The sequence below is a fragment of the Microbulbifer maximicatervae (SeqCode) genome (assembly GCF_052467955.1).
On record NZ_CP174329.1, the window covers coordinates 3,282,210 to 3,304,662 of the forward strand.

23 protein-coding genes and 1 pseudogene are annotated in these 22,453 nt (G+C 43.2%); 5 read left to right on the forward strand and 19 right to left on the reverse strand.

Annotation, left to right across the window (positions count from 1 at the left end):
* Positions 1-978: 978 nt before the first annotated feature.
* Entirely contained in the window at positions 979-1,860 is an 882-nt protein-coding gene (locus tag ACJJI5_RS14105) for an SDR family oxidoreductase (RefSeq protein ID WP_444897079.1), read from the forward strand.
* Here ACJJI5_RS14105 and ACJJI5_RS14110 read toward each other — a convergent pair.
* Complete coding sequence (locus ACJJI5_RS14110) at positions 1,855-2,760, reverse strand: LysR family transcriptional regulator (RefSeq protein ID WP_445354394.1); 906 nt, start codon at positions 2,758-2,760, stop codon at positions 1,855-1,857. The genes ACJJI5_RS14105 and ACJJI5_RS14110 overlap by 6 nt on opposite strands.
* A gap of 101 nt (positions 2,761-2,861) precedes the next feature.
* On the opposite strand from ACJJI5_RS14110, the gene ACJJI5_RS14115 reads away from it, so the two are divergent.
* Positions 2,862-3,296: a PACE efflux transporter gene (locus tag ACJJI5_RS14115; protein ID WP_445354395.1), complete on the forward strand. Its 435-nt coding sequence runs from the start codon at positions 2,862-2,864 to the stop codon at positions 3,294-3,296.
* 634 nt (positions 3,297-3,930) lie between these two features.
* Here ACJJI5_RS14115 and ACJJI5_RS14120 read toward each other — a convergent pair.
* The 16 genes from ACJJI5_RS14120 to ACJJI5_RS14195 form a co-directional block, all read right to left on the reverse strand.
* A complete protein-coding gene (locus ACJJI5_RS14120) occupies positions 3,931-4,302 on the reverse strand; it encodes a hypothetical protein (protein ID WP_444897076.1) in 372 nt (123 codons plus the stop codon).
* 596 nt (positions 4,303-4,898) lie between these two features.
* Positions 4,899-5,609, reverse strand: coding sequence for a DUF4386 domain-containing protein (locus ACJJI5_RS14125; RefSeq protein WP_444927629.1), 711 nt, complete (start codon positions 5,607-5,609; stop codon positions 4,899-4,901).
* Between the two features lie 85 nt (positions 5,610-5,694).
* Positions 5,695-6,411 (reverse strand): hypothetical protein, encoded by a 717-nt coding sequence (locus tag ACJJI5_RS14130; RefSeq protein WP_444897074.1) that lies wholly within the window; start codon positions 6,409-6,411, stop codon positions 5,695-5,697.
* A gap of 474 nt (positions 6,412-6,885) precedes the next feature.
* Entirely contained in the window at positions 6,886-7,371 is a 486-nt protein-coding gene (locus ACJJI5_RS14135) for a GNAT family N-acetyltransferase (protein WP_445354396.1), read from the reverse strand.
* Between the two features lie 658 nt (positions 7,372-8,029).
* A complete protein-coding gene (locus ACJJI5_RS14140) occupies positions 8,030-8,590 on the reverse strand; it encodes a YbhB/YbcL family Raf kinase inhibitor-like protein (protein ID WP_445354397.1) in 561 nt (186 codons plus the stop codon).
* An 86-nt stretch (positions 8,591-8,676) separates the two neighbouring features.
* Positions 8,677-9,483: a helix-turn-helix transcriptional regulator gene (locus tag ACJJI5_RS14145; protein WP_445354398.1), complete on the reverse strand. Its 807-nt coding sequence runs from the start codon at positions 9,481-9,483 to the stop codon at positions 8,677-8,679.
* 504 nt (positions 9,484-9,987) lie between these two features.
* Entirely contained in the window at positions 9,988-10,380 is a 393-nt protein-coding gene (locus ACJJI5_RS14150; protein ID WP_444916996.1) for a hypothetical protein, read from the reverse strand.
* 147 nt (positions 10,381-10,527) lie between these two features.
* Positions 10,528-10,770 (reverse strand): hypothetical protein, encoded by a 243-nt coding sequence (locus ACJJI5_RS14155; RefSeq protein WP_445354399.1) that lies wholly within the window; start codon positions 10,768-10,770, stop codon positions 10,528-10,530.
* Positions 10,771-10,846: 76 nt separating this feature from the next.
* Entirely contained in the window at positions 10,847-11,272 is a 426-nt protein-coding gene (locus ACJJI5_RS14160) for an N-acetyltransferase (protein ID WP_444916994.1), read from the reverse strand.
* An 89-nt stretch (positions 11,273-11,361) separates the two neighbouring features.
* Positions 11,362-11,961, reverse strand: a complete 600-nt coding sequence (locus ACJJI5_RS14165) for a dihydrofolate reductase family protein (RefSeq protein ID WP_444897068.1) — start codon at positions 11,959-11,961, stop codon at positions 11,362-11,364.
* Between the two features lie 240 nt (positions 11,962-12,201).
* On the reverse strand, positions 12,202-12,543 hold the full coding sequence (locus ACJJI5_RS14170) for a hypothetical protein (RefSeq protein ID WP_444897067.1): 342 nt from the start codon (positions 12,541-12,543) through the stop codon (positions 12,202-12,204).
* A gap of 593 nt (positions 12,544-13,136) precedes the next feature.
* Entirely contained in the window at positions 13,137-13,703 is a 567-nt protein-coding gene (locus tag ACJJI5_RS14175; RefSeq protein ID WP_445354400.1) for an undecaprenyl-diphosphatase, read from the reverse strand.
* Positions 13,704-14,069: 366 nt separating this feature from the next.
* The gene (locus ACJJI5_RS14180) at positions 14,070-14,696 is read right to left on the reverse strand and encodes a hypothetical protein (protein ID WP_444897065.1); all 627 of its coding nucleotides are present in this window, start codon (positions 14,694-14,696) and stop codon (positions 14,070-14,072) included.
* A gap of 609 nt (positions 14,697-15,305) precedes the next feature.
* The gene (locus ACJJI5_RS14185; protein ID WP_444897064.1) at positions 15,306-15,755 is read right to left on the reverse strand and encodes a hypothetical protein; all 450 of its coding nucleotides are present in this window, start codon (positions 15,753-15,755) and stop codon (positions 15,306-15,308) included.
* Positions 15,742-16,416, reverse strand: a complete 675-nt coding sequence (locus tag ACJJI5_RS14190) for a response regulator (protein WP_444897063.1) — start codon at positions 16,414-16,416, stop codon at positions 15,742-15,744. Before ACJJI5_RS14190 ends, ACJJI5_RS14185 begins: the two co-directional genes overlap by 14 nt.
* Positions 16,416-17,687, reverse strand: coding sequence for a sensor histidine kinase (locus ACJJI5_RS14195; RefSeq protein WP_444897062.1), 1,272 nt, complete (start codon positions 17,685-17,687; stop codon positions 16,416-16,418). Before ACJJI5_RS14195 ends, ACJJI5_RS14190 begins: the two co-directional genes overlap by 1 nt.
* 188 nt (positions 17,688-17,875) lie before the next feature.
* Between ACJJI5_RS14195 and ACJJI5_RS14200 the strand changes: the two genes are divergently transcribed.
* Positions 17,876-18,703 carry a DUF2306 domain-containing protein gene (locus tag ACJJI5_RS14200; protein ID WP_444897061.1) on the forward strand — a complete coding sequence of 276 codons (828 nt, stop codon included), beginning with the start codon at positions 17,876-17,878 and terminating at the stop codon, positions 18,701-18,703.
* Between the two features lie 201 nt (positions 18,704-18,904).
* On the opposite strand, the pseudogene ybiA reads toward ACJJI5_RS14200, so the two are convergent.
* Both ybiA and ACJJI5_RS14210 read right to left on the reverse strand, forming a co-directional pair.
* Positions 18,905-19,216 (reverse strand): annotated as a pseudogene (gene ybiA / locus ACJJI5_RS14205) (riboflavin biosynthesis intermediates N-glycosidase); the annotation flags it as partial.
* 39 nt (positions 19,217-19,255) lie between these two features.
* A protein-coding gene (locus tag ACJJI5_RS14210; RefSeq protein WP_444897071.1) for an IS3 family transposase occupies positions 19,256-20,418 on the reverse strand; the annotation gives its coding sequence in 2 pieces (ribosomal slippage) (positions 19,256-20,160 and positions 20,160-20,418; 1,164 coding nt in all).
* 187 nt (positions 20,419-20,605) lie between these two features.
* On the opposite strand from ACJJI5_RS14210, the gene ACJJI5_RS14215 reads away from it, so the two are divergent.
* Both ACJJI5_RS14215 and ACJJI5_RS14220 read left to right on the forward strand, forming a co-directional pair.
* Positions 20,606-21,409, forward strand: coding sequence for a hypothetical protein (locus ACJJI5_RS14215; protein ID WP_444912878.1), 804 nt, complete (start codon positions 20,606-20,608; stop codon positions 21,407-21,409).
* A gap of 23 nt (positions 21,410-21,432) precedes the next feature.
* Positions 21,433-22,329, forward strand: a complete 897-nt coding sequence (locus ACJJI5_RS14220) for a fatty acid desaturase family protein (RefSeq protein ID WP_445354401.1) — start codon at positions 21,433-21,435, stop codon at positions 22,327-22,329.
* Positions 22,330-22,453 lie beyond the last annotated feature (124 nt).

The window sequence follows — 22,453 nt, forward strand, 5'->3', positions numbered from 1 at the left end:
CTTGTAGGCCTCTAGCCAGAGTGACTACAATCACATCTTTGGCACTTTTTCAATCTTTGTAAATCTGGGCCCATATAATCCCAAGGTTCGCCGCTACTTTCATATACGATCATCGTAGGGTTGAATTACTCCAAATCATGAAGACTTCCGGCATGGACAAATTCTAACCACGGCATACCACTGTTTTCTGCATAATTATGCGAACCGGAGCGAGGACAAAAACCCCTCCTTGCTGTATTTCTACTATCCGCCTGCTTCTCATGAAACGCAAGATCACCGTTTATGATTAAATTCCGCGAGGAACAGCAATATCTGAAATGTGCCCTGCGACACTAACTTTCTGGCAATCTGTACATTGGCCATGCCCCGCCATTACAGGCTCTTCGGAGCAATTATAACTAATAAAACGGTACAAACACTCTCCGGATATTTTGGGCATGAATTTCCACCATTGCTTATGAAATTAAAGTCACTAGTCTACCATTTCATTTTTTATGTATAAGTGTGCGTGTATGAGCCCTGACGATCAACTTATCCGTTCCGATTGCCCTATCTTGAATGGACTGGATGTATTTGGCGATAAATGGACGCTAGTTATTCTAAGAGACTTGCTATGTGGTAAAGAAACCTATAGCGAATGGAATACTTGCCATACATTAATAATAAATGGATTAGCAAAATAAACTGAATACCAATACCCGATGACACCCGCCACCCAAATTAGGTGATCATTTAATCAGAAGGCGAAATCACAAATTTCAAATATGATGCAGACGATATTTTAGTATTTAGACTGGAGAGTAGTCAGTCATGGCCCACTTTAAGTTAATTACCCCCTAAAACCTGTCGGTCGCTTAGATACGTTGATGCAGCGAAAACTTTCGTAGTATCTGTTTGATAGATGGTACATAACTGTAAGATTTTTTAGACCTTAGGCAAAGTATGGGCTACTTCATTCATTACTTTAAAGGTTGAATCATGCAGAAAACTATTACGATTATTGGCGCCACAGGTCATTTAGGTCGTCAGGTAGCACGAAAACTGGATCAAAAAGGTGTAAAGGTAACTGCGATCGTGAGGGACGTAATTAGCGCTCGCACTATCCTCCCGGAGGGTATCCAGCTTCTCGAAGCAGATGTCTCGGACAAAGAGAGCTTGGTCTCGGCACTGGTTGGTACCAAAACGCTTTATATTACCCTGAATACTACGTCACTTGACCCTAGCTTACCCTTTCACACTGAACGTGAAGGAGTGATTAATATCGTTGAGGCTGCAAAGATCAATGGTGTGCAACACATCATGCAGATTGCTGGTATTGATTATCTCCACCCAGAGTTTGCGGACAAGGGGCTTGAGTACAAGACCAATGTAATCCGTAAGCCAGGGATAGAGGCCATTAAAAGTTCGGGCATTGATTTCACCTTCTTCTTCTGCTCGTTCTTCCTGGACTCTTTCCCCACATTTATAGAGAACGGTCAATTTTCTATCATCGGCGATCATGTCCACCCTATCTACTACACCAATACAACAGACCTGGCAGAGATGATCGGTAATGCTATCGGTAATGAGATGGCCTACAACCAGAGTTTTTCAGTTCAGGGTACAGAAGGTATGTCTTTACCAGAGGCGGCCAGAACGTTCGTAGAGGCATATTCTCCGGGAACAGAAATTGCCGTTCACCCTATCGCAGCCATTGCAGAAATGGGACTGCCCGAAGAACAGGCAGTATTTATGGAACATATGCTGACTTACGTAGAACAGCTAAAGGAGCAACCAGTGAGTCAAAAAACTTGGCAGGTGTTAGGTAAGCCAGATACAACTATCACAGATTTTGCCCGAGGTCTGTCAAACGCTTCATAGCGACTGATCCTTGTTCAGTATTGCGTCCTCTGTGCTCAGCCGCTTCATCAAGTCAGTGGCTGCAGGACCCAGTGGACGCTTACTGGACCAGATAATATCTACACCGTGTGACAACTCTTTCTCCTGCTCAAATACTAGCGGGAGCTGTATCAGTTTTTTCGCCGCTATCCCTTTCGCAACCACGTGTAGTGGCAATACTGCCCAGCCCAAATTGGCGTTGACAAGGTCAAGTGCATCATCGACACGTGACACACTCCACACGTCGGGAGACACCAGCCAGCGAGTTTGGCTGGATATCTCAAACTCCTGCAATAAGATTTGACGGTATTGTTTCAGGTCTTCCCAGGTTACTTCAGTAAGTTGTGCTATCGGGTGCTCAGCACAGGCGACGCCAGTGAGCTTCAGATGGCCCAGGGCTCTGAAATCACATCCAGTGGGCACATCTTCTTGCTGCGTGATAATCCCGAGTTGGGCCACATCCCGTTCGACCCAGGTCTGTACATCCTGAACACTTCCCGCTCTGAGCGTAATTTGAACATTTGGATATTTGGTCTGAAACTCTTGAAAGAGTCCACCCAGGTTTTTAATTCGCACATGCTGGGCAATAGCTAACGTCAACCGGGCCTCGACATCCAGAGACAACCCCTGTGCGATCGCCATCAAACGCTCGCGTTGCTCGATAAGATTCCGTGCGCGTTCCAGCAGTGACTCACCTGCGTCCGTCAATCGCGGGTATCGCTGACTTCGATCAAATAGATTGACTCCCAAGTCAACTTCCAGATTCGATACCAGTGAGCTGATTACCGACTGCGCCTTTCCACATTTACGTGCAGCCGCTGAGAACGAGCCAGCCTGCTCGGTTGCTACAAATGCTTCCAGTTGCTCAATAGAAACTGCCACGCGCCCAACCTATCTGTTCAAGGTATAGTATCTAACTTATCCCACCTAAAATAACTATATATCATTCAGGCATATTTTCTCAACCAGAGTGAGTATGGCTGATGACTAAATCATTGAAGAATCGTTTATTCCATGCGATTTCCTACGAGTTTTTTCTGCTGCTGACAGGTGGCTTACTGGTGGTGCCAGTGTTTGATCTGAAGGTACACCAATCGCTAGTACTTGCGGCTGGACTATCACTGTTTGCGCTGGTCTGGAATATGGTTTTCAATCACGCTTTTGACTGGTACTTATTGAATATACGTAAAAACCCGGAGAAGACATTTATCGTTAGAGCCATGCATGCGTTATTGTTTGAAGGGGGTATGTTGGTACTGACGTTGCCAGTAATCGCCTGGGGCTTTAATCTGACTATCCTAGAAGCATTTATGCTTGAGATAGTCATGGTGATATATATCGTGATATATACCTATGTATTCAACTATTGGTTCGATAAGCTGCATAGTTCGTTTCAAGTTACTGAACACAAACGTTAAAGGTCTTCTCCACTTTCTATTTTAGATGAAATGCAGGACCAGTTAAGATACACATCGCCGGAATCACCCGATGGGGGCAGAGATACATGCTTTTACTATGTGCTTAGCTCAATACCGATACATCTTAAATTTGTTAGCAGTTCTTTATATTGATCGGACTTGGAAGATAAGTATCGTAACTTACGATGCCTTTTAACTTCCCAATTACCAATGACAGAGTCAATTTTTGTACCGGATGCCGATGGTTCATCATCGAAACCAAACTCAAATCCGCAGCTACATATCTGAAAAGAGCCACTACCATCCTCTAAGTAAGCAGGAGCCCCCAACTCAAGGCTACCACATACAGGATAATGCCAACATCCATTAACTCTTTAACTCTTTAACTCTTTAACTCTTTAACTCTTTAACTCTTTAACAAACTTTCTGATATACAACCGTGGACACCCATCAAGAAAAAGTATAATCCGCCAAACCTGTTGGGAAAAGGCTGAACTCTAGAAAGTACAGATTATACAGCCATAATAGTTAGAAGTTTCACGTGCAGGTTGTGGATATCTTGAATGAATTAGGCGGTTTATACTTTTCATTTAGTGAGTGTCCGCAATTCCCGCCTATTCAGTGATACTCCTTCCTATTTCAGACTTGAGTTAATAATTTCTTTTAACTGCTCACTATATGGGTGGACCCATTCATCTCTCGAAAACGCCCTCCACTCCTCATAACCATCAATAAAATCATTGGTTACCACTCTACTTTCATCCATCCTTGTCAGGCTATTTTCAAGACTAGACTCGGTTACAGCAACGGCAAGCCCCCCTGCATACGGGGCACTTAAAATTTTATGCTCTATAAAAACATAATAAATATTTTCATTGACTTCCACCTCTCCCAAACTCTTTAAAAAATATCCATATAAAATTTGTACCCGAGAATACTCTTCACCTGGGTTTGTCCTATATTCCCAAACCGTTTTTAGTTGAAATTTTGGTTTTTTTAACTTCACTATACTCTCCTCTGTAGTAGCCTAATACTTCCCCAAAAGCAATTCTGGATACCCACTAAGTAGAATAACTAGAAGAGCAGTAGTGGCCATAGAATAGAATTGGCACTGTAACCATGAAAATAGTTCAAATCCAACTAGTAACGTTAGTTCTCCAACTTAGGGAGGCTATCGCCCACACTTCCCTATTCTGCATCAATACGGCTGTTCTCCACCCTCAAAACATCATTTACCAAACCCCATCACTAAGGAATATCTAGCCACAGCTTGAGTGTGAGTATGAAACAAACAAGTGGACCACAAAGCACCAACCAACGAAAATCCATCATCAGTTGGCTCGAATCACCTGTCGTACTAGAAGTCAGAATCAATCACATAAAGTTAGGCATCTGCGCCCCAAATCCCTCCCCGTCCAAAGGGAAGAGACCTATGCCATGTCAAAATCGACCAAGAATTAGTCAATTGAACGTTAAGGGCAAGTTCCCCAAGAAAGGAGGCCCTACCCCCCCCCTCTGGTGAAATTAAACTTTGCTTGGTAACAAGATACGATTATCTGTACAAAAACTGCACAGCCTTGTCAGTCATGCATTAATGCTTACTCAGGCATTACTTTTGTATAAACCTGGAGCATCGATTGAACTAGGTTTGATGTTAATTCCTTTGATTAATAACCATAGCCCAAATGTGATTTCAAAAAACGCGCCTGGAAGCATGAAGTGTTTCAGTATTTGGGGCGGCTCGAGTAACAAAATATTTGAAAACCCATAAACCACCATCGACATATAAGTGAAAGCCCCCCAAAGAACCAACCACTTAGGCACGTAATTTGAAACGTAAAATAAGTACATGAAAATAGTCGCGCCTATGCCCATTATGATTAAAAGAACATCCCACATCGAACCACTCATATTCACAAATATACTCGCTAACGCATGTAGCTGCTCTTCTTGAAATGTATTCGAATATTCCTGGTTTCTTAAAACTACTATAACCGTCAATGTAATAATTGTTGCTACAAAGCCAAGAAGCCCTTCTCCAAACCTGAAAAGCAATGCCAAAAAAGCAATATTTTTATTGATTGTTTTTGTAACCAAGTACTGCGCCCAAGATGCCCAAATAACAGCGATAAACATAATTATATCTATAATCTGAGCGAACCTGAATCTCACCTCTGTCTCAGCAAAAGCCCCAAAATCATATATTCCTTTCTTGACAAGTAATGAATTGAGCATCCCTAAAACGATATAAATTAAGTATGCGGCACCTAAGTGCTTCGCATATAAGCTAAGTGATGATTGTGTATTATCCATCAGTAATTATCCTTTGGCTCTCGCATACGACGAAAGTCCTAATCTTTATTTCAGGTGCGAAGCAGGCGCCACCTGAATATAGTTGTTAGAGTTCTTGCTCCAGTGTGCCAATACTGCTTAAAAATGACGTTAGCTGAGTTGCGGAATCCTTTAATGACTCGGCTACGGCAGCGATCTCTGCCTTCTTTATGGTTTCATTGAAATTAGTATCACCGAGTTCTTTGCGGGCAGAGAACTCGTTACTTGACACAACCGTAAATGGCACTATACCTGACCGAACATCAAGTAAGACTACTTCCACTGAACAGTATGCCTTTGTTTCATTCGGATCAATAAACTTATACTTCTCAAAAGTACGGCAACTTGAACGGTAGGCTAATAGTAAATCAGCTTGGTAGCGTGCAGCAGCTTCTCGAAGATAAGGCACAGTACGTTGCTCTGGAACGAGCATACTTGGTAAGAATGAAGCATCGTAAACCCTTTCAGACTCTCTCAACTGCCCTACAAAGTCCCTAGCAATAGTTTCATTTAGTTGCGTAAAATCATTAGAGTAATGGCGCCAGTAGCTATCATTGGACAACTTGAGTATTGCAATTCTATTTTGTGCAGGAAGCTTTAACTCATAGTTGAGGATGCGGTCTATGTCTATATCCCCTAACGATTCACCAGTGGAGCCAAATAGAGGCTCATTATTCGCTTCATTACCCCCAGCCTTATAGTAATCGCTTGGTCGATGAGATGTAGCTACAGTAGCGCAACCTGTAACAAGTATCGCAATTATAACTATCAAGTACTTTGTCATTTGTAATCCTTAGGTGGCAATTATTAACTCTTAATAGTTAATTCAAGTACAGCATCTATATATCACGCTTCTCTAGAATTCCAAAGCTAGTCCAGTGAGATAAAATCAAGAGGAGCAAAGAATAGCCTTTAACTGGTACAAATGTTCAACACAAAATACAGATTGAGACATCCATAATCCTGAGACCACCCTACTTTATATCTTATGATGACGCTCCACGAGTTATGGAAAGACTCGTCCTATCCAAGAAACAACGGTAGCTGCGCTTATATTCTGATGATAAAACCACCTAAAAGACGTCTTTTAGCACTTCAAATATGAATTCCTTTCCTATTCCGTAACCAAGAATCACCTACTAAACCACCCCATTAAGATTATCTCATATGCCAGATTTGGAGGCTGCTATTCAGTAAACCCGATATCAGAAAAAAATAATAGAACTACAATCTATCGTTTTATAATTTTATTAAACACTTACAGAAAAGCTGCTCTTTTTCTCATCTCGTGACTGCCGTTAGATTTGGTTAAGTCAATTACGGCGAGCATATCTTCTCCATCATCATCCATTCCGACCTCAACAAAACCGAAACTAGAATAAAAAGCTTTTGCAACGGGATTATTAGGGTTATAACAAATTTCAATCTCTTGAAGTCCCGGGACGTCCCGAATTTCTCCTAAAGCAAGATCCAGAGCTATGCGACCAATACCTTTTTGTTGGTAATTTTGATCAATCATAAACCGCCAGATTGAGATTTTTTCTAAGCTTTCTTGTACCCACATTAGAAATCCAACGGCTTCATTGTCCAAGTAAATAGCACGAGTTTCATAGCCTTCGTTAAATATCGATTCAACTAGTGACCACATATTGCAGGCAACGTAATCTTCTTGATCCGGTGCAACATCAAGATCACATACTGCTTCATAATTCTGTTTGGTAATCTGACGAAGTGATACTTCCATGGTCTAACCTTAAAGATCTAATAATCAATCGACAAGTAACACCTATATATCACACTTCTCTATATTTCCTAAGCTTATCAGCCTGATCGGAAAAAAAGAGACAAATGATAAAGAAGCTACCGTTAGGTGGCACTAATAATCAAAGTAAGATGTAGAGCAGCGTCTATTGAATTTTGATATTCATATCGTAGCGTAATCAACGAAACAGCTTTTACCCATATTTTTGAGGCGTTTTAGTCCCCCCTCTAATCCACACCAGTAAACCCAGCTACTCCGTTTCCAAAAGCCGCTTTCCAAGCTTGTCTTTCAAAGATTCTGTACCCATAGATCGCATATCAGTAAAAAAATATGCTGACCTAAGAGACCCGAACTTACGGAATCTAAGATTTGGAATCAATCTGTCAATCAAAGTACTATTGGTGGATGGATGCCAATTAAAGATCGGCATCCACGCTTCACCACCGTCATCAAACGGATAGAATCTTACTGCATATATAAAAGAAGTATTCAGGGAACAGCCTCACCAAAGGAGGCCTAGTACAGCTTTTTCTTAAGAGGTTTAACTTTATGCGATAACAAGTAACAACGAGCTTCGATTATTTCGCTCTCGCACAGATCAGATCCGTCAAAGCCTCATCTGAATTTGCTTGCTGGAGAGTCACTCCCGCATGTATAAAGCTTCAATAGTACTTTCCGCCAAAGAGTTAGCCTTAACTATATAGCCAGTTAGTGCCCCTGATGCATCGCTTGGTAAATCTAGTTTCTTTGATAGCGCAAAAACGGTAAACTGATACCGATGCGCACCATGCCCTTTCGGTGGGCAAGCACCACCAAAACCTCTTACTCCATAATCATTTACTATTTGTACACTACCCTGTGGAGTGCGATTTTTTTCTGAGTTTCCTGCGCCAGCTTCCAGTGAACTTATATTTTTGGGAATATTTACAATTTGCCAATGCCACCAACCACTGCCTGTTGGTGCATCAGGATCATATGCAAAAACAGCAAAAGCTTCTGTCCCCTTTGGGGCATTTGCCCAAGATAATTGGGGTGAAATATTATTACCAGTGCAACCGAACCCCTGGAACTCATGCTCTTTACTCATATACTTTCCAGTATCTATATCATTACTCGAGAGCAAAAATGATTCTGCAGAGGCTACGCCGGATATAAGCACTGTAAAGACGGCACATTTAACTTTACTAATTAGGCTAAACATATTTACTCCAAACATATTAAAAATGATTACTTATCATAGGAGCATTATGTTCAGAGTAATATATCAAAAACAGGCAAACTTTCGCCTCAAACGTTCACTCGTGTTTTTCTCAGCTCTATAGGAGTTATACCAAAAGATTTTTTAAACTTATCTGAAAATCTAGACTGGGATTTATAGCCACATCTTTCTGATATACGGCCTACTGGCTCAAAAGTCGTTTGAAGTAAGTGCAACCCCAAGCCAAGCCTGATGTCATCTATAATGACTTTAATGCTCGTACCTTCGCTATTTAACTTTCTTCTTAATGTTGACTCACTCATTGACAATTTTGAAGCCAACATATCCACTCTTAAGTCCGCAGCTGGATTTTCACTGATAATTTTATATAATTTTCGGCTTACACTTGTCAATTCAAAAAAAGAAGCTACTTCCTGGTATCCCAAATAGAGTAATGTTTGTAATATTTCCTGTCTTCGAATATGCCATAGATCAAAAGGAACGGAAGAACTCCATTCCATAAACTGATGAAGGGCTAACTCTAAAGTAGAATCTATATCTCCCGTAAAATATTTTTCTTCTTTGTTTCTTACAGGCGTTAATCTATCGAAATCGTTGCATTCAAACTCAATAAGTAATGCGAAGTATTCTGAATCACCTGGGATATTTCGCATATCAATTTTAGGGCTATTAGATAAAAATATAAACTCCCCTGTTGAGCAACTCTTTTGCCTGTCACCACCCAGCTCTTTGCATCCATCAAGCACACATATCAAGGTCGGATTAACAATAGGAACACTAAAAATATTTTGCTCTTTATATGAGGAATATACTGAAAAAGGTAAATTCTTACTCTCCTTTAGTATCTGCTTTGCTAATTGCTTAAGTTCATGCATAAGTTGATTGAGCGCCTAATAGTAAATTCAAAACAGAGTTTATATAGCACGATTATCAAAAATTACAAAATATGCCTACCCAATCGCACACAATAAAATCGCCCGGATCACGACCATCAAAAACGCCTTAGTAGCGATTTCGAAATGGGACCTCCCTATTCTCCGCTTACTATCTTCCAGGTACACCTATTGCATACGTACCAAGCTTGCCTGTCAAAGCAAGATCAATTGTATGCTGGAGCAGCATCCGGTATCGAATACTTTGGTACGAAGCAGCGAACTAGTAAAAGCTGAAGAGTCGGTACAAATGTATCTGTCATAGAGCAGAAAGTGAATAGAAATCAAGTAATAGTATACAACCACGCCCCACAATTCCCTGTTGGTCCAAAGAGAAGAGATCCGCGAATGTACCAAATGAGACCAAATATTAGCTAACACGAGGCATCTGTGAACAGATGTCATATATAAGGATGTAGTCGAGACCAGGCTAGAGACTAAGTATTGCTAGACACAACTGTCCAGGTACAGGATCCCCTTTCTATCAGTAGAAAAGATTAAATAGCTCACTCCAGCCTCAAAATCATATTTGCAAGAGCAAATATTTCCAGAAGTAACTAGCTTCTTACCTGCGATATTTCCCTTTATTGACTCTTCAACATCGAACAAAGTGACTACTTCTGAAACATGTCCGCCCTTACCACTACCCTCAGCGATTACTTCTTTTCCAATACTCTCAGCGCTACCTATAAAAATTATTCTGCTTCTATCAACAACAAACTCTATTTCAGAAGTACCTCTTTCACGTGAAACTGCCTTGTCATGTAACGATATCCAACAACTCGTAGAATAGGCATCAAGTGAAATTGCCAAAGCAAATAAAGCTAGTGTGTATTTCATGTATTATTACTTTAATCTTAAGTAGGCTGCATGGCTGACGTAAGCAGCAATAAATTTTAAGGACTTCTCATGAAATTTACCACGCTTGAGAAATATATTTAAAGCATGCTTTGACTCAAACAGCAGATCACACCACTCTTGAGAGAACTATTTCGAATCTGGCTGAACTCTCTCCCAGAATTTATTTACAACTAATAAAGATTCAATTGCTTCTCTCACAAATACCTCTTTATTAAATTGAGTTATTGAATTAGCATCAAACCATTCACCCCAGAATTCAAGGTTAGCGATTGCAACATCAAATCTAAATTCATCTGAGAAAAATTCTAGAACTTCGATGATCCTATTCCTGACTCTTTTCTCTATACAACTCTTCTCTTCAGGTTTCATATTTGAGATATCTTATTCTAGCCTTATGCATAACGTCGCGCTAAACGACAGAAGTTAAGCCGACTTGAACTCCTTTTTATATTTTAGTACTCATTAAGTATTCCGGGTGACCAGTATGCTCATCTCTTTGTTCTTTTACTACTTTAAATTCTTGAGACAAGTAAAACTGATAGCTAGAAGCGTTCTCTTTGTAAACAGAAAGTATCAGCCTATCTCTTTTCGATTTTGCATGGTTAAGGAGCTGTTTGCCTATTCCTCTTCCCTGTAGAGAGGGAGAAACAAATATAGCTGCAAGCGTATCGCCACTAAGTGAGTAAAAGCCTACTGCTTTACTTTCCATCTCATAAACATATGTCTCTGATGTAGGAATGTAAACATCTCTCATATCACTTAACTGTGCCTCCCAGAAATCTGAAGGCATGAAATCATGAGCTTGAATAGAAGCTTGCAACCAAATATCCAATATAGTAGGCAGATCGTTACGATTATATAACCTAATCATTTTGATAAATTCGACAATATTGCTTTTATTTCAACAACAATCTCAGTAAGGATAGTCGCATGAGTGAGTTTTATATTTAACAACGCTCTTTAAATAACCCTGCCATCTAGTGATTTGTAAAAATGCATAAAAGCCCCTGAGGGGCACTTCGCAAAATTGATGAGTTTGTATTTTGATGAAATTTCACCGCTTTCGAACAGTCGCTTTCCTTCTCCAACAACTACTGGAAACGTCCAAAGCCTAAGCTCATCTACCAAGTCATGCTTTAGAAGTGACTGCACCAACTGCCAACTTCCATGAACTTGTAGTAAAGGCCCATTCATTTTCTTAATTTTTGTTATCTCGACGACCGCATCTGCCCCCTTTAGCTTGAATGAATTATTCCATGTGAGATCATCATTACCTGATGTTACGACATACTTTTTTGCTTGATTAAGTTTGTCTGCAGTTGGATTTCCAGGTTTGGCATTTGAAAAACTTGTGGCAAATAAATTGTACGTATTACGCCCTAATAGCAGATCATAAGGTTCCGCCATGGCCTCCCTTCCGACTTGCTCCATAACTTCATCCCAATAATCCTTGGCCCAGCCTCCATGACTAAAGCCACCTGAAAAATCTTCCTCAGGCACACTCGGTGCTTGCATTACTCCGTCAAGTGTTTGAAATACTAATATGGCTAAATTTCTCATTGGTTGATTCTCGCGAAAGAGCCGAATAATTTGTGCCAAATAACGCTAAGATCAGCTATATAGGCGCAAATACACCGGAAGTGAATATAGCGCTGAATTATAAAGACCACTAACAACTAGAAAAAGAAACACGGCAGGCATTTACTATACATGAGTTCAATAGCGATATGAATCTCAAGCACAAATAGTAACGCAGCGATAGCTTATCTTATACAGCTAATATCTTAAGCCAGAGTACATTTATGCAGCACCTTGGTTTTGCTTGTTAGGCCAGTTCTTTGAAAGGAAGCGAAATACAAATACCGCACCTATAAAATTGATTATACTAGCAATCAAAATACCAATCTCATCATCTACGCTCTCAGAACAGTTCTCGAAGCAACCTCCATATGAAAATGCGAGCAAAGCAGAACAAGCGGCAATTGTGATACTTAAATATACACCAACCGAAAAACGGGCGAATTTAGAGAATTTTGACAATCCCTTCAGTCCTATCGGAGCAAAAAGCGTAGCTAACAGCAACGCTCCTAAAGACGGGAAATATATATACGAAATCATGTGGTCTAGAAATTCCTTATTCATGCAGTCCTCTTACAACTATTAACTAAAAAGCAGTATCTATATACCATGCCTACCTATAATTCTAAAGCTTCTCGTCCCTACAGTAAAAAGAGCGATAGATAAAGGAATCGTATTAAGTTGGCACCTATGTTTACCAACAAAAAAACTATTCCTCTCCAATTTTTACACATGCCCACTCTTTACTTTGAGAGTAAACAAGTAAGATACATATCTTTCTTAAGGAGCTAAAGCAGACCTCCCCTATGGATGTTGAAATTAAGTAAGAACAAGTTATGTGTACCACTCAGCCGTACTAACTTGGAAAGAGGCTGGAATTAAAAACCACAAAATGGAGAAATCCATATCAACCGACTGTTAACCAAGCTTCAGAAACACAAACCCTTATGATTTCCTACCTGAGGTTCGCACGATCTCATCGCTTCCATCAATCCAGTTCAGCATACCATTAATCGATAGGAACCATGAAAACTCCACTTCTATTTCTTCACTATAAATGACAGCACCCTCCCTAACAGCCCCCTAACCCAATGTATGGCATATAAAATAGAAAGTAAATATTATAAATGCAAGAGAAGCATCAACTACTTTTAGTTCTAACCGGCTCTCTTCCCAGGTAACTTTTTAACCAAAAAATTTAAAAGGAATTGAGTTTTATATTGTATTTTAAATACGACAACTGATGAGAAAATTGCTACCAAAATGGCACCTAGTATATCTAAAGGATAGTGAACACCAACAAAAACTCTGGATAAGCCACTAACAACACTCAACAGGCACAAAACAGCACCGATTACCCTAGTTGATTTGTTAAATAGAAGCACTATAGCTATCGAAAAAATAAACGTAGTATGGTCTGAAGGAAATGAAGAGTCCGGCGCATGTTCTACTAATTGCGTACCGAGATTATTCACAAATGGACGAGAATGATAATAAAAAACAGAAATAATATAGCTCATTAACATACCGAGCAACACAGACAACCCGCAATTCAGGCTGGACCTTTTTCTTTCTATACTTGGATCAAACCATAGATAGAGCATCACGAGCATAAAAATATAAGGCATGACCTCTGCTGCAGCTATTAAAACAGTATCTAAAATTGCACTTTTTCCTGCAAATTGATTAATAAGAACAAAAGTTGTTTCGTTGAATTTTTCCATTTAACAACCTCTAAACTCCTTCAAAATCTTAATATTAAGCCTTTATCCAGGCGAAACAATGTGTACCCAGCATGGTACAAGCGGTAGTTTTTGGGCTGGAATTCATTAGTGTATGTAGCCAGCTGCTTTTATACTTGGAAGACATAGTACTGTAATAGACTTTAGTCTTTGTAGTGCTCTAGTTGCTCAATAGCTTCAATCCATCCCTTATCATAGTTCAGGAGTCGAGATACACCATAATTCCCCCAAACAGGAAGAATATAATTAACACTAATATTTTAAATTGGAAGCTCATTACTCATATCTATTTACCCTCAAGGTAGTAGTGTAGAGAATTTTCTACTTTTACTTATCAAGCGCTATTCTTTAACAATTTAGCACTGGAACATATGTACTTTCGCTGACTTTAAATTCGATTGGCGGGATTGTAACTTCTTCACCATTTACAAATAGAGGCGGCAGTTTTACCGTAAAATACTCCAGATTTTCAGGAGATATTACTACCTCAGGTCCCCAGAACCCATAAGACTCATCAGATGGTATTTGGTATGGCTGTTGAAAAAATGGCAGCTCAACTTGGGATTCACTACCATCAAGAAAAATGATAGTAGCTACAGCACTTGAGAATGAGATCTCGATATGTTGGGATTTGCGTTCGGCGATTAAGCTCTCTTTAGTCTTCTTTTCTTGCTCTGAGGGAAATAATGACCAAGTGCCATTTGGCTCAGGATGTCTATACAAGACAGGCCTTACATAGGCAATTAACTTTGTACCTTCTGGGTGGCGCTTTGTAGGTTGTTTGGCCAAGACTCTAAATATCAGCCAATCGTAATCAGGAAGACTGAACTCTAGAACTTTTTCAGCCCCATAACATGCCGGGTTTTCGGTGCTGTACCACCCTATTGGAGCACTCGGTTTCAAGTATGGTCCGGTACTACAACCAGCTAAAATAAAAGCAGCACAAGAAAGTAGATTTATTCGCTTAATACTCAAATACACTCCGATGTATAACAGTTAATCCATCAGAAGCTTATATATCATGCTTCTATCTAGTTTCATAGCTCATAAGTCGAACCACACAAAAAGTTCTGAGAATTAAAAGCTCATTGTAACTGATACGGTTGTTCAAATCAGACATTGGACAAGACCCGCTATAATTCTATCCTTTCCATTTTCTATATTTTTTAGAGATTCTAGTTAGGTAAACGAGCTAGTGAAATAGCTGCTATACATAATAAAGTATAGCCACCAATACTGCTTCCACTCTCCTCCCTCGGGTGATTAAGCACTTTATCCGCTGCCCCTTTCATACTATCTAATCTCGCGCCCACCTACTCCGCCCCAAAGAGCTAGTTTACCTACAAATTGGAACAAATCTCTCAGTCGCAGAACTGGAACTGAAAAGAAGCCATACGTTGTTTCTGGTGAATTTACTCGGAAAGCTATCTAATGAGCTGCGGCGAAAAAAGCTATGAAGTTATCGGAAGGGTTCGCTTCAAGTCTATTTGAAATGGATCTAACACCGATGGAGTTGTTTTTGAATAAAACACCTTGAGGTTTATGGTGTTGAATGTTAGCAAAATTCGCCGAGCGCTTGTGCTACTAAATGTCCATCTCAACCGGCGGTTCTGCTGACACAGGCCATACCAGTCCAGCTCTTGTTACTAGGAGCAATAATACAAAAGACATCTCCAATGCGAGAAATATACCAATAGGGTGATTAGGAACCCCGCGTATCATTAGGTAGAACAAATAGCTCGTAGTAAGCAAATTTACCGTGAGAGTAACGTTGAGGGCATAGCGACGTTCTTGCCAGAGTGGCTTACAGAGCAGGAGGTTCAACACCGCCGTGCCGGCGAGCATCACACCGGGTAACATCAACAACAAACGACGGAATAAACCGATACCATCGCTGGTTACCAACGGCCAGATGGCAACAAAGTGGCCCTGGGCTCCAAGGAAGAGAAACAGCCCCAGAACCACAGTGCCACAGGCGGCAAGGCGATAAAGTGCATTGCGTTGCAAAGCGGGCTTTGATCTAGAAGCCGACATCACGCTCCCCCACGGTGGCTAGGCCACATTCATAGGCGAATACGACTGCCTGCGCACGATCGCGCACCTCCAATTTTGACAGCAAACTGGAAACGTGGGTTTTCACGGTAGCAGGGCCAATAAATAGGGTCTCGGCAATCTCTGCATTACTCTTGCCTGCGGCGATGGCTTCCAGTACTTCACGTTCCCGGGTGGTTAGGCGCTCCAGCCGCTTTGCCAGGTTGCGCCCAGTTCCCAGTTTCTGTGCGAACTGGCTGATCAAGCGTTGGGTGATGCCCGGTGCAAGCATGGCACCGCCCTCTGCTACGGTGCGCACTGCCTGTACCAGCGCCTCTGGGGGAATATCCTTGAGCACAAAGCCACTGGCGCCAGCCCGCAGCGCACGAAACACGTATTCATCAGGATCGAACGTGGTCAAAATAATGACACGGCAAGTTGCATCACTAGCTTCCAGGATGCGCGCTGTGGATTCCAGCCCGTCCATCTCCGGCATACGGATATCCATTAAGATGATATCCGGCTGGTACACTCGCGCGGCTTCAATTGCCTCGACGCCGGTACCGGCCTCGGCGACCACCTCGATATCGGGCTGGTTATCCAGAATCAGGGCAAAACCGCGTCGCACCAAAGCCTGGTCGTCCACTACCATCACTCGCAACATTATGTTTTCACCATTCCTGTAGGTAGTTGTGCATATACCTCAAAACCGCCACCATCGACTACCCTCGCATACAGATAGCCACCGAGCAGTTCCGCACGCTCGCGCATTCCCGCGATGCCGTGCCCACCGCCTGGCTGACCATCAATAGCTATTTCCCTCATGGGCCGCTCGCCGAGAGTATTTCCATCATCGCGCACTCGAATTGTGAGAGTGCCGAGGTCTGCGCGCACACTCACTTGCACCCGAACTGCGGCACCGACGTGCTTGATGGCGTTTGTGAGGGATTCTTGAACAATACGATAGGCGGCGAGCGCGACACTGGTTGGCACTTTCTCCAGTGCGCCGTTGGCCTCGTAGTCAACCTGGGTTAACACCTGTCGGACCTTTTCAATCAGATCTGGCAAATCGCCGAGTTCTGGTTGCGGAGTGAGCGCAGTGTCGTTATTAGTCGGTCGCAGTACACCGAGTAAATGACGCATTTCTGCCATGGCCTGACGGCCAGCCGCCTCTACAGAAGCCATAGCCTCATTGGCAGCTTGCGGGTTATTGCGGCTGATAGCTCTGGCGGCACCGGCCTGCACAGTCATAAGACTCACTTGGTGCGCCACCACATCATGCATCTCACGGGCGATTCGAGTGCGCTCGGCTACAACTGCGCGCTCGGATTCGGCATTGCGCTCGCGCTCCAAATACTTGGCCCTCTCTTCCAACAAGCGCAGATATTCGCCGCGAAAGCGCAGCCGGCGGCCGATATACCACAGCGCCCATACCAGCATCACTGTTACTGTGCCTGCGGCAGTTGGCTGAACCGGAATACCTTGGTCAAGCGCCACAAAAACCAGCGTCGCGATAACGCCAAAAAAGCTAGCCCGGGTATTGGCCTCGTAACGACCGAGGCTATACAGCGAAATCGCCATAGCCACGATGCCATCTGCCGGCAAACCCAGCTCCAGCAATATTGTTGCGCCGAGAATAACGGCCTGTACCTGCCAAGGGTGGGTGCGACGCCACAACAGAGCGAAGGAGCCAACGAATGCACACTGGAAAGCAACAACATCCCACAGGCTCTGTATGGATAGTACTTCGGGGGAGCCGTTGCGCGACCACATCAAAAGCGTCAGCAAGAACATAAGCAACGCAATAAACAAGTCGGTCAGGTGCGGCCATCGCTCAAACGGCCCACGTAAGGGCCGCCACATAGGGAGCTTCGGCAGTTCCGTGCTGGTATTGGGCGGATTCGGCGCAGGCGTACTTAGGGACGAAGATTTCATTTCCGCATGCTAAACCAGGGGCAACCAGCTGTCATGGGACTTTCGGGGGAGACGGATACGGCAAACTCTCCACCTTTTGGGGGAGTTCGATTCCTGCCTGCGGCCGATGTGCGTAGGTCTGAAAAAGCAGAACATGCTCGGCAAGCACACTCAGACCCAATGCGGACCATAATCGCCTGGAGAACCCCATGAACGACGCTGTACTCAGCCAAACACTACCGCGACCATTCGACACCCGGCGGGCAGTTAACCTGTCGGTAAAAACCTGGTTCTGCATCGCGGCTATCGGCCATGCGATCTTCTTCGCCTATATCCTGGCCGTCTTCTACCCACCCATTGCCGAATCAGGAGTGCATGGCTTGAAAGGGCTGCACCTGCCGGCAGGCTTCCGCGAGGGAGATATTTTAGGCAACCTGGCTTCGGTGAGCCACGTGCTATTGGCCGCGATTGTCATTGGCGGTGGTCCACTTCAGCTAATCCCTTCGGTGCGGCGCCATGCCCCTAACTTCCACCGCTGGCTGGGACGCAGCTATCTGCTGACCGCTGTCATAGCCAGTATTGCGGGGCTCTACATGACCTGGACGCGGCACACCTTTGGCAACCTGGTGTCGCAGATCAGCATTACAATGGACGGCATACTGATTCTGTTATTTGCCTTTCTGGCAGTGCAGACTGCGATGGCCAGACGCATTGCTGAGCACCGCCGCTGGGCCTTGCGTCTTTTTATGGCAGCAAGTGCAGTGTGGTTTTTTCGTGTAGCCTTGATGGGCTGGGCAATGCTAACCGGCGGCTGGGGGATTGACTGGAAATCCTTTACCGGGCCTTTCCTATATGCACTGGGCTTCGGCCAATACCTGCTCCCACTGGCCATGCTGGAATGGTATTTTCACTGTCAAAAGCGTGGAGCCGCACAGGGTACCCAGATTGCGTTTGTCAGTACACTAGTGCCGCTGACCGTGTTTATGGCCATTGGTATTTTTGCTGCTACGATGGGAATGTGGCTGCCACGGATCTAAGGCTACCTGGGCTGGTTATCGTGAACTTCTTGTGCTGATTTGGCTTTAGAGGTTCACGACTTGGAAATCCCGCTCTGAGCGAAGAATTAGAAACTAGAGTACTAAATTAATTTTGGCACTATGCATTTGTGTGATCCGAGGAGTTACCTCGTACTGACAGCTCGGCACCCACCTTCCCCTATTCTACACCCTCAAGCTATTTTAGATGCCTGTTAGCCTGGCTCTCACTTCCATAAGTGCGAACCCTAAAAGATTAAGGCCTTTCCAATCGTTAGGATTTTCTGACGCAGAATGATCTTGGGCCAGACCAATGCCCCATATTCTATCTACTGGACTAGCCTCAACTAATACTCTGTTTTCTGTATTAAGCAAAAATTGCTTTAGCTCAGAATTTTGAGAAAACTTGGCAAGATTAGCATTTACCACAATCTCAAATCGTTTCTCATTCCATATTTCTTGCTGGAATCCAAGTACCCCGCGACCAATTGCCTTAGCCTCTCCAGGAGTGCCAGCAAGGAGAACTGATCCTACCCACCAACAACGGACACACCACTAAGCGACTAGTTGTTCCTCAAACGCCTCAGGGCTGAGATAGCCATTGGCGCTGTGTAAGCGATTTCGATTGTAGTCTATTTCTATATACTCAAATACGGTTTCCCGCATGAGGCACCTTGTAGGAAAGCGGTTACCATGGATTACTTCTACCTTAAGTGAGTGGAAGAACGTTTCTGCGCAGGCGTTATCATAGCAGTTACCTTTGGCGCTCATGCTGCACCGCAGATCATAAGCTGTAATTAAAGATTGATAATCTTTAGAGCAATATTGGCTTCCCCTGTCAGTATGCACGATAACATTTGTAGGTTTCTTACGTCGCCATAAAGCCATTTGAAGGGCGTCACAGACCAATGTAGCTGTCATCGTTTCTGACATCGCCCAACCAATAACCAGCCGACTATATAGGTCTATCACTACAGCCAGATATAACCAACCCTCTTCTGTTCGTAGGTAGGTAATATCCCCGACCCATTTCTGATTCGGCGCTTCAGTATTGAAGTTCTGCTCGAGCAGATTTGGGGCCACTGGCAGACCATGTTTTGAGTAGGTTGTGGCTTTATATCTCTTGGCGGCTTTAGCCCGTAGGCCCTGTCGACGCATGCTGGCAGCAACTGTTTTTTGATTATATTTACTCCCCTCACTGGCCAATTCCCTCGTCAGGCGAGGGGCGCCACTACGTTCTTTACTGGCTATAAAGCGCTGCTGTACCAAACCATCAAGCTCCATTTGGTACTGCTGGCGCTTGGATTGATCGGCCGATCTTGACACCCAATCGTAAAACCCACTGCGAGATACGCTCAATACCTTAGCCATCGCTTTGATGCTGAACTTATGCCTGTGCTTTAGCATGAAGGCGTACCTCATTTCAGGCTCTTTGCAAAGTACGCTGCGGCCTTTTTTAAGATCGCCAGCTCCTCTGCCTGCTCAGCCAGCTGCCGCTTAAGGCGAGCATTCTCTGTGGCCAGCTCTCTCTCGGCATCCCCTCGGCTCTGATGTAACTTAGCCTTGCTTCGCCATCCGTAAATCTGGGAAGGATGTAACCCAAGCTGTTTAGCGGCAACGCTTACCCCTACCTTGACCGCCAGTGCTAGGGCATCTTTTCTATATTCCTCTGAGTATTTTTTACGAGTGGTTTTGGTTGATTTACTTGATCGTGTCATAGGGCACCTCTGCTGCGTAGTTTATCGCTTAAGAGAGTGTCCGTCTTTGGTGGGTAGGATCAGATGGCATTACCGTGGATTTAAGCGTCTATTTGTTTAACCCAAAGATTACAATGTCTTGCAAGTTATGCTCTACTCTGTAATATCACGTAGAACAAAAACCAGGATTATTGTCAGAAATATCATTATGTATCAGTTTACGTATGAGCCTACCCCCAAAAATGTCCTACTGGACCTGATGGGCGTAAACAAGCGACACGAGCTTGGAACCAGTCAGCTCAGCTTTATATCTGATGCATTTGACATTTCTATCAATAGTCTACGAGTAACATTAAATAGATTGGTGAGTACCGAATTGGTCAGCCATGATGGGCGGGGAGTGTACCGTTTAACAGAAAAAGCGATCGCCAAACGCGCTTTTATCAACCGCTGGCAACATGATACTTTTCATTATGAAACTTGGGACGGTAGTTGGCTTACTTGTCACTTACCTAAAGGAATATCACGTACGGTTCGTAGAAAGTCATTATCGGTTCTCCAATGGTATGGTTTTTCCGTAGGCCTCGATCACCTGTGGGTACGACCCAACAATCTAAAACTCGCCCATACTGAAATAATCGCTTCATTAGATACTCTTGGACTTGAGGTAGGGGCTAACTGTTTTGTATTGCATGAGGTTCCCGATTCATTAGTCTCTCAATGGGCTCACCAGCTATGGGATATCGAAAGGCTTGATAGCGAATATGACGATCTCGTGCGGTCCCTTGAGAACAGCCTTAAGACTCTGTCAAATAAACCTATTTATACAACATTATCAGAAACATGCCGGTTGGGTGGTGAGGCCATTCATCGCCTAGCGATTGATCCTCTACTCCCAAAGATAATAAGACCGCAAGAGAAGTACCAAGAATTGAAGAATATCGTGCGTAAGTACGATCGTGTTGGCCGTAACATTTGGCTGGAACAGTTGAAGAAGTTAGGTGTTGACTAATAATCACAACAAGGTACTCCTCAATGAACATCCCAATTAGCAAAGAAGAACTCAAGCCTTTTCTGCAGCGTAGTGATGCCAGAGCTTGGTGGATAGTAGCAAGCGCTTGGATTAGCATCGTTAGTATTTTTGTTATTGCAGCACTATTACCGTATTGGTACGTATATATTGCAGCAGTATTCTTGCTTGCTGGGCGTCAACAGGCCTTAGCCGCAATCATGCATGAAGCCAGTCATAAAACGCTTTTCGCAACCCGGGCCTATAATAAATTCGTTGCTAAGTGGTTATCTTCACCATTTTTATTGATGGATGGTGATACCTATATTAAGAGCCATCTAAAACATCATCGAAATGCCGGCACAGATAAAGATCCGGATCTGAAGAACTATAAAGATTATCCTGTAAGTAAAAGGAGTCTAGCGAGAAAATTCATTAGAGATTTTTTGGGAATCACTGGTTTAAAGGCAAACCTATATCTTTTTTTAAGCGGTCGAGATTTGTTGAGCAGAAATAAGAGAGTTAATTATCAGTTGACACGGGGCCTGTTTGTTAACGGTATCATGTTTGCGGCGTTGTGGGCCTCTGGCTTTCCGCAGTTGTATATCCTATGGGTGATAGCCTACTTTACAGTCTATATGGCCATCATTCGAATGCGTCAAATCGCTGAGCATGCCGGGGTTAAAGATCTCTATCATCTGGAACCAAAATATAATACACGATCGGTTCCAAGGGGAATTTTAGGATTACTCTTTGTCAGCCCCACCGATGGATTAAGCTACCATTGTGAGCATCACGCTTTTATGGGTGTGCCCACCTATAACTTAAGGGCACTCCATAAGTTTCTTAAGGCCCGTGGGTACTATGATGATGTAGAGCTGGCTGATAACTACCTTGGCGTGTTAAGGCAGGTGTTAAGATAGCAACTGAAACTGAATACTTCGCGGCAAAACAGCTTAAGATAAGTATGATACTTCCGCCGTATTTTCCATACAGGCAGCAGCAAAAGCCATACTAACCTATCCGTGAAATGGTTTTTTGCTTTGC